Below are 13410 nucleotides of genomic sequence, written 5' to 3' on the forward strand. Positions count from 1 at the left end.
CACTTTATTTAGTAAATTGAGAATATGGACGAACGCTATAACAAACCTTCGAAGAAAAAAATTCTTTATCCCATAAATGCAGAACTCGCTAACTATCTCACCCGTCAGGGACGCGAGGTACGTCTGCCTGTTTCGCATAAAGACCTGTTAAACTTTACTTGGTCCATTCCGATAAACGATGCGCTAGGCAACAGTACGCATTGGGAAAAGGCAATTTACGATAAACGTGACTGGGATTATCTCCGTGAAGGATTGGTAAAAATTTATGCCATATTGAAAACTGAAGGTGACATGAGCTTTGCCAACCAATTGGATGTAGCACGCATTGACTATTGTGCTTTCGGCAACTCGTTACCTTTTCGTATACGTATCATTAATAAATACAACGCCAACTATGACCATTACTATATCAAAATCAATGATGCCTCCAGAATTTATGGATTGGAACTGGAACATTTCCTATCTCCTAACAGGCTTACCTATTACACAGATGGGAGTACATTGGTAGAAGAACATATTCCCGGACTGCCGGGAGATGTATTTCTGGAACAATACTTAAATCGTGAAGAAACCAATAAAACACGTCTTGCAAAAGAATTTGTAAAATTTAACGAACGTTGTTTCGTACGCCTACTCGGTGATATGCGTGCTTATAACTTCGTGGTAGTGGCAACACCCGATATTGAAAGCTATCAATACAAATTCCGCGCTATCGACTTCGATCAACAGACCTATGAAGGGCGGAGGCATTTGTACATGCCACAATTTTTCAAAGAAAATAATCTATTTGTAAAAACGGTGCTCAGCCATCTCAATCAGGAATCTATTGAGCAATATAGAGCTGAAGAGCGTTCTGCAATGGCCTATCGGGTAGCAGTAACACGATTCCGCCTCATGGAGCTACTCAACATCATGTCTCGTGATACTGTATCAACTCCCGAGAAGGAAGCATTACTCAAACAGCAACTAAATGAATACTTTAAAACGCAGGCGTTCAATCGTTGTAACAATATGGGACAAATTCTGAAACTGCATTTAAAATACATGCTACGCAACAACCTCAAGCTGATTCAGGAGAAAACCCGCAGTTTAGCCCGCAGAACCCCTAAACCTATATAGTACGCATTAATTTTACAAACAAAACAACTCTTTTTGTTCATGTATTTATCACATAATATTATTATCTTAGCGAGCCTTAAAAGAAAGGCTTATTTTAATTAATAAAATCAATTTTTGAAAGATGAGTAAATACACTGCCGGAGTATTATACGGCGAGGAGCTGGAAGCTCTGTACAACGACGCTAAAGAAAATAATTTTGCATTACCAGCGGTGAACGTTGTGGGAACAGACAGTGTAAACGCTGTACTGGAAACAGCTGCAAAAGTGAATTCTCCTGTTATGATTCAGTTCAGTAACGGTGGAGCGCAGTTTTATGCTGGTAAAGGAATGCCTAACGACAATTTACAGGCTAACATTTATGGTGCCGTGAGTGGTGCCCTGCACGTGCACACTGTTGCAAAATACTATGGTGTTCCTGTAGTACTGCACACCGACCATGCTGCCAGAAAATGGTTGCCCTGGGTAAGCGCCCTCATCGATGAAGGAGAAAAATTTTATAAAGAAAAAGGGAGACCCCTGTTCAGCTCGCACATGCTGGATTTGAGTGAAGAGCCTATTGAAGAAAACGTAAGCACTTCTTTGGAATTCTTCAAACGCATGGCTCCTTTGGGTATGAGCATTGAGATAGAACTGGGTGTAACCGGTGGTGAAGAAGATGGCGTAGACAATACTAATATAGATAACTCTAAGTTATATACACAACCTGAAGATGTGGCTTATGCTTATGAAAGATTAAGCACTGTAAGCAATATGTTTACTGTAGCTGCGGCTTTCGGAAATGTGCACGGAGTATACAAACCCGGTAACGTACAGCTGACGCCTGTTATTTTGGATAACAGTCAAAAATACATTGCTGAAAAATTCAAAACTGCTAGCAACAAACCGGTTTACTTCGTATTCCACGGTGGTAGCGGTTCTGAAAAAGAAAAAATCGCAGAAGCAATCAGCTATGGTGCTATTAAAATGAACCTTGATACCGACATGCAGTGGGCTTTTGCAAGTGGTGTATTCGAGTATTACAGACAGTTCGAAGCTTACCTGCAAAGCCAGTTAGGTAATCCCGAAGGAGAAGATAAACCCAACAAAAAGTACTATGATCCGCGCGTATGGCTGCGCAAAGGTGAAGAGTCTTTCATTAAACGTTTGGAAATCTCCTTCCAAGACCTTAACTGTATTAACAGAAATGCTTAAGAAAAAAAATAATCAAAAAATAAAAACCCGGCTTATAGCCGGGTTTTTATTTAGCCGAAACTTCTTCTGTCGTAGAAGATTCTTAATAGCACCAATAAAAAGCCCCGCGTAAGTGCGGGGCTTTACTCAACTTATTTAAAATCTATCTACAGTGATTCATCTTCATCCTTACTACCTTCTAAAACTTTCACTTCTACAGGAACTACCCCTTGGTGCAACTGGGCTATTTTCTGAAATGCAGACTTACTTAAATCCACACGTCCTTTAATATTAGGAGCCATACGATCGTTTACCACAACCTGCACGCTTTTTCCATTTTTCTTATTGGTGACCAACAGACGGGTACCCAATTTGTATATATTCGAAGCCGCAGTCATCAAATATTCCCTGTAAATGTCGCCGGTAGCAGTTTTACGTCCGTTGAATTTACTGTGATAATAAGAAGCTTTTTGCGTTGTTGTTGTTTGAGCATCACAATAAAGATACCCCAACAATACTGCAAAAAACAGAACTAAATATTTCTTCATGTGAGATATTTTAGTTAAACAATAAACGTGAAATAACATGCTTTATTATGTTATCACGCCTTTTAACATATTTTACCACATGCAAAATACGTCCGCAAAGGTAGGCTTATTTATGCACACTCTGGCTATAAACAACCGCCAATATGTCTTACCAAATACATAAATAATTGATAATCAATATGACGATATTACAAGCGCTTGTTAAAAGAGATTAAATATCGCTATGTAGTTAAATATAGAGGGGCGCAAATAAACTATAAAAGATTCTCTATCAACAACTTAACTTAGAACAACTCCTTCCAAATCGTAATCATATGCTTTTTCGATGCGTACATTGTAAAATTCTCCTATTTGCAGCCTTTGTGACCCGGAAATAATCACCTCATTATCCACCTCTACGCTGTCAAATTCGGTGCGACCAATATACCTGCCGGCTTCCTTTTTATCGATAATTGTTTTAAATATCTTACCTACTTTTTCCTGATTGAGTTCATAGGATATTTCTTGCTGATGCTCCATGATTTCCTGAGCACGGCGCTCCTTCTCTTCCTGCGGTACATCATCCTGCAGTGCATAGGCCGTAGTATTCTCCTCATGCGAGTAGGTAAAGATTCCCACACGATCAAATCGATGCTGATCCAGAAACTGCTTCAATTCTTCCACATCATCTAATGTCTCGCCCGGAAAACCTGTAATCAATGTAGTACGCAGACAGATACCTGGCACTTTTTCGCGTATGGCAGCAATCAGATCATTCATTTCAGCTTTGGTTATCTGCCTTTTCATAGCTTTCAGCATCTTATCGGATGCATGCTGTAATGGTATATCTAGATAATTGCAAATATTCTCCCGCTCCCGCATCACATCTAGCACTTCCAGTGGGAATTTGGTAGGATAAGCGTAATGCAATCTTATCCACTCCAAACCCTGAATGTCGGCAAGTCGATTCAATAAATCAGGGAGCATCCGCTTTTTATAAATATCCAAACCGTAATAAGTTAGCTCCTGAGCGATGAGCATAATTTCTTTTACTCCCATTCTTACCAGTTTCTCGGCTTCAAGCACCAGCTCCTCAATGGGCTTACTCACATGTTTACCCCGCATCAAAGGAATAGCACAAAAAGAACAGGTTCGATTACAACCTTCGGATATTTTTAGATAGGCATAATGCTTTGGCGTTGCCAGCAATCGCTCCCCTACTAACTCTGATTTATAATCCGCTTCAAACTGCTTCAAAATGGCCGGTAGCTCCATAGTACCAAAAAAAGCATCCACTTCAGGAATCTCCTGCTCTAGGCTTTCTTTATAACGCTCACTAAGACAGCCTGTAACATACACCTTATCAATACGTCCATGCTTTTTCAGTTCCACCTGCTCTAGAATGGTATTAATACTTTCTTCCTTTGCTTTGTCAATAAAACCGCAGGTGTTGACAACAACAATATTGTGGTCTTTTTTGGTGTTTTCATGCACCACATCAATACCATTGGCACGCAACTGTCCACTTAGGACTTCGCTATCCACCATATTCTTGCTACATCCCAACGTGATAATGTTTACCTTATCTTTCTTAAGTGTTTTTGATTTCATGTAATTGAGTTCCTACAATGCTATACTACGATACTTTTTTATTGATACCGTCTCATTATAATGAAGACGTCTTTTTTCTTGCAAACAGGCTGCAAAGGTAACTTAACCCTAACAATTAAAGCATAATAAAATAAAAAGGCAGCAATCATGGCCTCAATAAGCCGATTGCTACCTTTTACAAGATATAGTATCAGATTTTACCGTTTATCAATCACTTTCACTCCAGTGGAATGACTTCTGGTACCGTCCTTATCCACCTGTGTAATACGGCAAATAGTTGTTCGTTACGATCCGACAGATTTTCGATCGTTTTTCGACACAACATTAAATGATAGGAAAATATTGCGATTATAAAACTGCACAGCATTAGCTAATAACACTTATACCCAATATAAAAGCCATTGCATAGTGCAATGGCTTTTATAACGATAATAGGGTATTTTACTCTAGTTGTTAATCCTGCTTATTTTCGAGACTAAACAAACTGTCAACAAATTCATGTTTGTCGAAGATTAGCAAATCTTCAGCCTTTTCTCCTACTCCAATGAATTTTACGGGAATTTTAAACTGGTCGGCAATAGCCAATACCACGCCTCCCTTTGCAGTACCATCCAATTTGGTTACTGCCATAGCTGTTACATCTGTAGCTGCAGTAAAATGCTTGGCTTGTTCGAGAGCATTTTGTCCGGTAGAGCCGTCTAGGACTAACAGTACTTCATGCGGTGCATCGGGTATCACTTTTTGAATAACACGCTTAATTTTATTCAGCTCATCCATTAAGTGGATTTTGTTATGCAAACGTCCTGCGGTATCAATGAGCACCACATCGCATTGCCGACTTACGGCACTTTGAGCCGTATCAAAAGCTACTGCTGCAGGATCGCTTCCCATGGCCTGCTTGATAATGGGCACTCCCACGCGCTCACTCCAGATAGTGAGTTGATCCACCGCCGCCGCACGGAAAGTATCGGCCGCTCCCAGCAATACGGATTTTCCAGCTTTTTTAAAATTGTGGGCCAGCTTACCGATAGTAGTGGTCTTCCCCACTCCATTTACACCCACTACAAGAATTATATAAGGCTTGGCAGGTAATTCGCTATCGAAGGTATAATTGCTGCCATTGGGAGCATCAACGAGTATATCCTGTATTTCCTCCTGAAGCATTCTATTGAGCTCAGAGGTGTTAAGGTATTTATCCCGCGCTACACGCTCCTCAATACGATTAATGATGCGCACAGTGGTATCCACCCCCACGTCGGCACTCACCAAAGCCTCTTCCAGATTATCCAGTACTTCTTCATCTACCGTACTCTTCCCTACAATAGCTTTACTGATTTTACTCAAAAAACCTTCCTTGGTCTTTTGAAGTCCCTGGTCGAGCGACTCTTTTTCCTTTTTACCAAACAGCTTTTTTAAAAAACTCATTTATTGATATTTTCTCGTGCCCTAGTTTAAACAACAAAAGCCATTCGTAATAAACGAACAGCTTTGCACTATATTACGTTGAAGCTCAAAATTATTTTTGAGCCAAGAAGTCCTTTACTTTTTCTTTGTGCACAATTTGCTCTTTAAAAGTATAAGCGCCGGATTTAGGACTGCGTACTACACGAATCACTTTTGTCCAGTTTTTACTTTCAGCTGCAGCTTTGGCGTCTTTTACCTTCGCGTTTTTAGAAGTTGCTTTTGCCATTTCTTACAAATTTGATAAATGATCACTTACCGATGCGCATAGGAATATTGCTCCCGGTCGCACCAAGCAAAATTACTTAATTTCTTTATGAAGCGTTACTTTCTTTAAGATAGGATTGTATTTCTTCAACTCCAATCTTTCAGGGTTATTCTTTTTATTTTTCACAGTAATATAACGGCTGGTGCCGGGCAACCCACTGGCCTTATGCTCAGTGCATTCCAATATTACCTGAACCCTGTTACCTTTTGATTTTTTTGCCATTTGTAATTTCTTTTAAAAATTAGATTTTTTCACCTTTCGCACGTAACTCTTTTACTACTGAGTACAAACCGTTTTTATTGATAGTACGGATAGCATCAGCAGATAACTTTAAAGTAATCCACTTATCCTCCTCTACCAGGTAAAATCTCTTCTTTTGCAAATTGGGTAAAAACCTACGCTTTGTCTTAATGTTAGAGTGCGATACTTTATGCCCTCCGATAGGAGTTTTACCCGTAACCTGACATACTCTTGCCATAATAAAAAATTTTGGATTGCAAAGGTAAGAGATTTTCGACGAAATTCTTTATAATCCTCTTAGATTTTTTTTACAATCAGCTAAATAGCAAAATTAACTATAAAAATGACTGTAGTTTCCTGCCAAACCTACCTAATTCCCTAAATTTACCTCAAAAAATGCGTATCGATCCATCTCAATATCCTTCTTATTTTCAACGATATATAGAGTTAGTTGAGGGGATAGACCTCCATAGCTTGCTTCCACAATCCTTCGATGAGTTAAAGGTTGCTCTTTTGCAGATTCCGGTATCTAAGGCCGACTATGCTTACGCCTCGGGCAAATGGACAGTAAAACAGGTGCTCCAGCACTGCATCGACACCGAACGCATATTTGCCTACCGCGCCCTCTGTATTTCTCGCGATGAGCAACAGCATTTGCCGGGATTTGACCAAGATTATTACATTCAGCACGCCAACTTGCAGAATAAAAGCCTAGAATTCCTAAAAGAAGAAATGCTCATCGCTAGGCAAAGTACCCTGATGCTTTTTCAACATTTCACCGATACAGAATTATCCAAAAAAGGTATTGCTAGCGAGCACCCCATAACAGTATTAGCATTGGGATATATTATAGCAGCACACTGGATGCATCATCAGCGTGAATTGACTGAAAAATATGGCATCATCTTCACTCGCAGCTGAGGCTAAAAAAGTCGGCGAGCCATACTTCTAATAGACGAGCTACCCTAAATGGATGGCTTTTGCGATTTAACCTAATTCATCTAATTTCGCAGAGTTCAAACCGTCTTACAAAGACCGTTACAAGATGCTGCATAACAATAGTATCAAATATGTATCGTATACGTAATAATATAAGTATGCATGCTTCTTTTGAACAATGCTTATTTAAAAATAGTTAATCATAAAAATTGATAACACATGGCATATGATGTAGTAGTATTGGGCAGTGGCCCGGGCGGTTATGTAGCTGCTATCCGCGCATCCCAACTGGGTTTTAAAACAGCTATTATTGAAAAAGAAAGCCTGGGAGGTATTTGCCTTAACTGGGGTTGTATTCCTACCAAAGCATTATTGAAGAGTGCACAGGTGTATAACGATATTAAGCATGCCCAAGACTACGGTATTGAAGCTAGCGGAACCCCAAATTTCGAAGCAATTATTAAGCGCAGTCGCAGTGTAGCTGATAAGATGAGTAAGGGCGTCAACTTTTTAATGCGCAAAAATAAGATTGATGTTATCATGGGCTTTGGCACCCTAAAAGCCAAAGGCCAAGTAGAGGTAAAATCGGCCGACGGGAAAACGCAGATTGTTGAAGGAAAACATATTATCATAGCGACAGGTGGGCGCAGCCGCGAATTACCCACAATGAAACAAGATGGTAAAAAGATCATTGGCTATCGCGAAGCCATGTCATTGCCTAAACAACCCAAAAGCATTATTGTAGTAGGTAGCGGCGCTATTGGAATAGAATTCGGCTACTTCTACAACAGCCTTGGTACTAAAGTTACCATTGTAGAATATCTGCCTCGCATCGTTCCGGTAGAAGATGAAGACATTTCAAAAGAACTAGAAAAAAATCTGAAAAAACAAGGCATCGAAATACTTGTTAACAGCGAAGTAACCGGCGTAGATACTTCTGGAGAAGGCGTAAAAGCCAAAATCAAAACTGCAAACGGTGAAGTAGAGTTGCAAGCCGATATCTTATTGAGCGCCGTAGGTGTTGCAGCCAATATCGAAGGTATTGGACTGGAAACATTAGGTATTAAAACCGATAAAGGAAAGATACTTGTCGACAAATACTATAAAACCAATGTAGACGGTTTCTATGCCATCGGAGACTGTGTGCCCGGACAGGCATTGGCACATGTTGCAAGTAAAGAAGGTATTGTATGTGTGGAAGCAATCGCCCATGCCGAAGGTAAATACAAGCATCAGCCGGAGCCTATCGATTATAACAACGTGCCGGGATGTACTTACTGCTATCCTGAAATTGCCAGCGTGGGTTATACCGAAGCGAAAGCCAAAGAAGCCGGATACGAAGTAAGAGTAGGAAAATTCCCGCTAAGTGCTAGTGGAAAAGCAAGCGCTGCAGGACATGCGGAAGGTTTCGTAAAAGTTATTTTCGATGCAAAATACGGCGAATGGCTCGGTACTCACATGATTGGTTATAACGTTACCGAAATCATCTCCGAAACCGTAGTAGGTCGCAAGCTCGAAACTACTTATCACGAAGTGCTGAACAGCATCCACCCACACCCGACCATCAGTGAAAGTGTGAAAGATGCTATCGAAGTGGCTTACGACGAAGCAATCCATTTATAAATATAGCTGTATTATATTCACTAGAGCGGCACGCATCGTAGCCGCTCTTTATATATATACCAAAATAATGTGCTCAATGGATGCGTCAGTGCGATTTATCCGCCATATCTCGCTTACTAAAACAAATAGATATTGTTAATTATTTGCCATCATCGCACTATTTATATAGTTTCCGATAAATTTGCCAAAAACTTAGGCCGATGCCCGTTAATCATTTGTTAGTCATATATCTTATCAGTCTCTTACTTGTGCTGTTACCGTCATTTGGCTTAGCCAAATTATTTAAACAAGCAGGTCGTGAATCTTGGAAAGCCTATATTCCATTTTATAATACATGGATAATGCAAGATATTGCCCAGCGCCCCAAACACTGGGTATTCTGGCAGTTGATTCCGGTAGTAGGCTGGTTTATCACGCCAGGTATATTTATTGAATTTGCTAAAGTATTCTGTCGGTTTTCATTTCTGGATCATACGGCAGCAGCACTGGTTCCCTTCTTTTACTTCCCTTGGCTGGCAAAGAATAAAGACGCGCGCTTTATAGGACCAGAAGGAGTAAAAAAACACAGAAAACCGGGATGGCGCGAATGGGTAGATGCAGCCATTTTTGCAATAGTTGCCGCTACGCTTATTCGCACTTTTGTGTTTGAAGCTTATACGATTCCTTCCAGCTCTATGGAAAAAACCTTATTGGTAAAAGATTTTCTATTTGTAAGTAAACTTAGTTATGGACCGCGTATACCCAATACGCCGCTATCGGTGCCTTTCGTACATAACTATTTACCTTTTACCAATGGCAAGTCTTACTCTACGCTAATTCAATTACCCTATATCAGATGGTTTGCATCGCCGGTAAAAAGAAATGACTGCGTAGTGTTTAACTTCCCCGCGGGAGACAGTGTCATTCATCGTCCGGAATTTGAATCCGCCAATCCGTATTATGATATTAAAAGAAGAGCAGCCGCAGGCTCGCAGGAAGATCAATACATACTTAACAATCCAGAAACATTTCCGGTAGTATCTCATCCCCCGGATAAAACAGATAATTACATCAAACGTTGTGTCGCCGTAGCAGGAGACACCTTGCAAATTGTTGATGGCATTGTATACATCAATAATAAACCCGGTTATGTCTCTCCTACTTCCGCAACCTATTATTATTTCAGAACGAAAAATAATGTCATCATTGATGAAGACTTTCTGCGTGAAGCCGGCATTGCTTTAAATATGGAGAGCGGCATGCCCGACTTCAGTCCTTTGGGCAATAATATATATCATATTAATCTCACATTGGACGAGCTGGAAATTCTTAAAAAACTTCCTGCAGTGGATGCTGCCAGCATCACTAAAGAAAGAATACCTACTAATGCGGAGCCCGAGCGCTTGTTCCCTTATTATGATAAAGCGCACGAATGGTCGGTAGATGATTACGGCCCCATCTGGGTTCCTAAAAAAGGTAGTACCATTACCTTAACTCCTGAAAATTACCCTATTTATGAACGTGTCATCAGGTCCTATGAAGGCAATACCTTGGAGGTGAAAGACGGGAAATACTATATCAACGGCCAAGCCACTAACCAGTATACTTTTAAAATGGATTATTACTGGATGATGGGTGACAATCGTCATAAGAGCCAGGATAGCCGATTCTGGGGTTTTGTACCCGAAAGCGCCGTAGTAGGTAAAGCCTGGATGATATGGTTCAGCTATGACAAGGGACCGCGATGGAAACGTCTGTTTAAAATCATCAAATAAAATCATCAACGCTTTATAAAAAAGCCTGTGTGAAAATCAGTCAACTTCACATAGGCTTTTATTTTAAACGCACTTACTATTACACTTTCCGTAATATTTTGAAAACTATTTCTCAAATGAACAGCCATAGGTGCTCATAAAAAATATTTATTCCACCTACGAAACCTTTAAACCAATTTTTTACTATATCTTTGCAGCGCCTTTTCAAGGCACAGTGTTTCCCGGGGTGCTGAATCAATTATTATTGATGAGGCTGAGATTATACCCGCAAACCTGATCAGGGTAATGCCTGCGCAGGGAAGGATGATATCCCTCCTTTCTTATTTCAGCATTCCCCTCTCATTATTTTTTTAACCCGGCACTGCACATAGCAGGCCACAAAAGAAAAAACAAATGAAGAGGATTTTCATGTTCGCATGCATCGTTGTGTATGCACATCATGCCGTTAATGCACAAAACACAACTACCAGAGACAGTGTACAAGAACTTACTCCTGTTGAAGTACGCTCTACAAGATTGAATGAAAAATCACCATTTGCTGTATCCAACCTCAGCTCTAAAGAAATCGAAAAGCAAAATCTAGGACAAAACTTCCCTTACTTACTCAATCAGATTCCTTCAGTTATTACAAGTTCAGATGACGGTATTGGAGTAGGTTATTCATCGTTACGCATCAGAGGAACCGATATTACCAGAACCAATGTTACCTTCAATGGCATTCCCGTAAATGATCCCGAATCGCAAGGTGCCTTCTTTGTAAACTTCGGCGACTTGGCGTCATCGGCAAACTCTGTACAAATACAACGCGGCGTAGGCTCTTCTACCAACGGAGCCGGCGCTTTTGGAGCTTCTCTAAACATCTACAATATTGAGCAAAGTAAAAAAGCTTATGCATCTGTGAGTAATGCATATGGCTCCTTCAATACGTGGAAACATACGCTGAAAGCCGCAACAGGACTGCTGCCCGGAGGTTTTCAGGTAGATGTACGGTTGTCCAAAATTAGTTCCGATGGTTATATACAACGTTCATTCAGTGATTTGAAGTCGCTTCAATTTCTTGCCGGATGGACGTCAAAAAATGAAAAGACGAATATTAAATTTAATCTGCTTACCGGGAGGGAAAGAACCGGACAAGCATGGAATGGTATTGGCACCTACTATACTTCCGAAGATGACCCATCTACAGTAAATTACACCAAACAATTAGATGCCATTGGCAGAAGAACCAATACACTCGGTAAAATAAGTGATGGGGTTTACTATGAAGACCAGACCGATAATTATCAGCAGGATTATTATCAGGCATTCTTCAATCATAAATTCAACAATCACTGGTCTTCCAATATCAGCTTGTTTTTAACAAGAGGACGAGGCTATTATAATGAGTACAAAATTGGTGAAGATTTTGACGACTATGGGCTACATCCTGTTACCATTGGAGATTCTGTAATCACATCTACCGATCTAATACGCCAATTATGGCTCGACAACCATTACTATGGTACCGTATTTTCTGCAAACTATAACAAAGAAAATACCACTATCAATATTGGTGGAGCCTATACTATATTTGATGCTAAACACTACGGCTTTGTAAAATGGGCACAAGTAGGGTTTCCCAATGATTACCGTTGGTACAACTTACCCGCAAAAAAGAACGACTTTAATATATACACAAAGCTACAGCAGCAGCTCATTACTAATCTGTACGGCTTTGCCGACTTACAAGTGAGGGTGGTGGATTATACCATTAACGGTTTCAGAAAGAACCCCGATATTCATTCAAAAAATCAGTTCACTTTCTTTAATCCCAAGGCAGGATTAAGCTATATCATCAAGCATCCCAAAACAGCAATAAGCAAAATATATGGATCTGTAGCCATTGCTAATAAAGAGCCTAATCGTAACGACTTCGAAGCAAATACAGATGAAGCTCCCCGTCCTGAACGATTAACAGATGTTGAGCTGGGATATGGCTTTAATGCCCCTAAGTGGGAAGCTGAAATTAACGGATACTATATGAAATATAAAGACCAGCTCATTCTTACCGGGAAAATTAATGATGTAGGAGCTTATACGCGTACTAATGTGGATAATAGTTATCGAGCCGGTATAGAACTCTCTGTTGCTGCAAAACCTGTAGATTGGTTGCAAGTCGCTGCCAATGCCACTTTCAGCCGCAATAAAATAAAAAGTATCACGCAATACGATGATGACTATGATAACGGCGGACAGATAGCGACCACCCTTACCAATACCGATATATCCTTCTCCCCCAACATCATATCAGGAGCTTCTCTTACTGTAGAGCCTTTTACTAAACCTGCAGACGCGCAACATTTCTATATTGATGTTCTAGGGAAATATGTAGGAAGACAATATCTCGACAATGCTCAGAATAAGCTTAAGAGCATTAATCCTTATGCGTTGGCTGATGTAAGACTCAGATATCAGTTTAGCTCTAATACTTTTAAAGATATTAGTATCATAGGTATGATTAATAACGTATTTAATAAAAAATACGAAAACAGCGGATATACTTTTAGTTACCTATATGGCGGGGTTTTCACTACGGAAAATTATTACTTTCCCCAGGCGGGCACGAACTGGAACCTCGGTATTTCCTTTACTTTCTAATCAAAAACATATACAACAAAAAAGCCTGTCGATGTAATATCGACAGGCTTTTTAATTATC

General features: G+C 40.1%; 12 protein-coding genes and 1 riboswitch. Of the genes, 6 read left to right on the forward strand and 6 right to left on the reverse strand.

Annotated elements, in window-relative coordinates; genetic code table 11:
* Positions 1–24 precede the first annotated feature (24 nt).
* Positions 25–1119 (forward strand): hypothetical protein, encoded by a 1095-nt coding sequence (locus tag V2H41_RS06065; RefSeq protein ID WP_330974244.1) that lies wholly within the window; start codon positions 25–27, stop codon positions 1117–1119.
* Between the two features lie 121 nt (positions 1120–1240).
* Positions 1241–2311, forward strand: coding sequence for a class II fructose-bisphosphate aldolase (gene fbaA, locus V2H41_RS06070; protein WP_330974245.1), 1071 nt, complete (start codon positions 1241–1243; stop codon positions 2309–2311).
* A gap of 146 nt (positions 2312–2457) precedes the next feature.
* Here the strand turns inward: fbaA and V2H41_RS06075 are convergent, their stop codons facing one another.
* The 6 genes from V2H41_RS06075 to rpmB form a co-directional block, all read right to left on the reverse strand.
* Complete coding sequence (locus tag V2H41_RS06075) at positions 2458–2838, reverse strand: septal ring lytic transglycosylase RlpA family protein (RefSeq protein ID WP_330974246.1); 381 nt, start codon at positions 2836–2838, stop codon at positions 2458–2460.
* A gap of 279 nt (positions 2839–3117) precedes the next feature.
* A complete protein-coding gene (gene rimO, locus V2H41_RS06080) occupies positions 3118–4428 on the reverse strand; it encodes a 30S ribosomal protein S12 methylthiotransferase RimO (RefSeq protein ID WP_330974247.1) in 1311 nt (436 codons plus the stop codon).
* A 453-nt stretch (positions 4429–4881) separates the two neighbouring features.
* Positions 4882–5853, reverse strand: a complete 972-nt coding sequence (gene ftsY, locus V2H41_RS06085) for a signal recognition particle-docking protein FtsY (protein ID WP_330974248.1) — start codon at positions 5851–5853, stop codon at positions 4882–4884.
* A gap of 91 nt (positions 5854–5944) precedes the next feature.
* Positions 5945–6118 carry a DUF4295 domain-containing protein gene (locus V2H41_RS06090; RefSeq protein WP_330974249.1) on the reverse strand — a complete coding sequence of 58 codons (174 nt, stop codon included), beginning with the start codon at positions 6116–6118 and terminating at the stop codon, positions 5945–5947.
* 72 nt (positions 6119–6190) lie between these two features.
* The gene (rpmG, locus tag V2H41_RS06095; RefSeq protein WP_330974250.1) at positions 6191–6379 is read right to left on the reverse strand and encodes a 50S ribosomal protein L33; all 189 of its coding nucleotides are present in this window, start codon (positions 6377–6379) and stop codon (positions 6191–6193) included.
* Positions 6380–6398: 19 nt separating this feature from the next.
* Positions 6399–6635 carry a 50S ribosomal protein L28 gene (gene rpmB, locus V2H41_RS06100; RefSeq protein ID WP_330974251.1) on the reverse strand — a complete coding sequence of 79 codons (237 nt, stop codon included), beginning with the start codon at positions 6633–6635 and terminating at the stop codon, positions 6399–6401.
* Positions 6636–6793: 158 nt separating this feature from the next.
* Here rpmB and V2H41_RS06105 point away from each other — a divergent pair, with 158 nt between their 5' ends.
* From V2H41_RS06105 to V2H41_RS06120, 4 genes are all read left to right on the forward strand, one after another.
* Positions 6794–7318 carry a DinB family protein gene (locus V2H41_RS06105; protein ID WP_330974252.1) on the forward strand — a complete coding sequence of 175 codons (525 nt, stop codon included), beginning with the start codon at positions 6794–6796 and terminating at the stop codon, positions 7316–7318.
* 237 nt (positions 7319–7555) lie between these two features.
* Positions 7556–8959 (forward strand): dihydrolipoyl dehydrogenase, encoded by a 1404-nt coding sequence (gene lpdA / locus V2H41_RS06110; RefSeq protein WP_330974253.1) that lies wholly within the window; start codon positions 7556–7558, stop codon positions 8957–8959.
* A gap of 341 nt (positions 8960–9300) precedes the next feature.
* Positions 9301–10713 (forward strand): signal peptidase I, encoded by a 1413-nt coding sequence (lepB, locus tag V2H41_RS06115; protein ID WP_419784735.1) that lies wholly within the window; start codon positions 9301–9303, stop codon positions 10711–10713.
* Positions 10714–10925: 212 nt separating this feature from the next.
* A riboswitch (TPP riboswitch) is annotated at positions 10926–11031 on the forward strand.
* Positions 11032–11106: 75 nt separating this feature from the next.
* Positions 11107–13350, forward strand: a complete 2244-nt coding sequence (locus V2H41_RS06120; protein WP_330974255.1) for a TonB-dependent receptor — start codon at positions 11107–11109, stop codon at positions 13348–13350.
* Positions 13351–13410 lie beyond the last annotated feature (60 nt).

Source organism: Niabella digestorum (genome assembly GCF_036409055.1).
Lineage (GTDB): Bacteria > Bacteroidota > Bacteroidia > Chitinophagales > Chitinophagaceae > Niabella > Niabella composti.

What these genes read in the sequence shown, in the direction of transcription:
- V2H41_RS06065 (WP_330974244.1), top strand. Translation starts at nt 25, where the DNA reads ATGGACGAACGCTATAACAAACCTTCGAAGAAAAAAATTCTTTATCCC.
- fbaA (WP_330974245.1), top strand. Translation starts at nt 1,241, where the DNA reads ATGAGTAAATACACTGCCGGAGTATTATACGGCGAGGAGCTGGAAGCT.
- V2H41_RS06075 (WP_330974246.1), bottom strand. Translation starts at nt 2,838, where the DNA reads ATGAAGAAATATTTAGTTCTGTTTTTTGCAGTATTGTTGGGGTATCTT.
- rimO (WP_330974247.1), bottom strand. Translation starts at nt 4,428, where the DNA reads ATGAAATCAAAAACACTTAAGAAAGATAAGGTAAACATTATCACGTTG.
- ftsY (WP_330974248.1), bottom strand. Translation starts at nt 5,853, where the DNA reads ATGAGTTTTTTAAAAAAGCTGTTTGGTAAAAAGGAAAAAGAGTCGCTC.
- V2H41_RS06090 (WP_330974249.1), bottom strand. Translation starts at nt 6,118, where the DNA reads ATGGCAAAAGCAACTTCTAAAAACGCGAAGGTAAAAGACGCCAAAGCT.
- rpmG (WP_330974250.1), bottom strand. Translation starts at nt 6,379, where the DNA reads ATGGCAAAAAAATCAAAAGGTAACAGGGTTCAGGTAATATTGGAATGC.
- rpmB (WP_330974251.1), bottom strand. Translation starts at nt 6,635, where the DNA reads ATGGCAAGAGTATGTCAGGTTACGGGTAAAACTCCTATCGGAGGGCAT.
- V2H41_RS06105 (WP_330974252.1), top strand. Translation starts at nt 6,794, where the DNA reads ATGCGTATCGATCCATCTCAATATCCTTCTTATTTTCAACGATATATA.
- lpdA (WP_330974253.1), top strand. Translation starts at nt 7,556, where the DNA reads ATGGCATATGATGTAGTAGTATTGGGCAGTGGCCCGGGCGGTTATGTA.
- lepB (WP_419784735.1), top strand. Translation starts at nt 9,301, where the DNA reads ATGCAAGATATTGCCCAGCGCCCCAAACACTGGGTATTCTGGCAGTTG.
- V2H41_RS06120 (WP_330974255.1), top strand. Translation starts at nt 11,107, where the DNA reads ATGAAGAGGATTTTCATGTTCGCATGCATCGTTGTGTATGCACATCAT.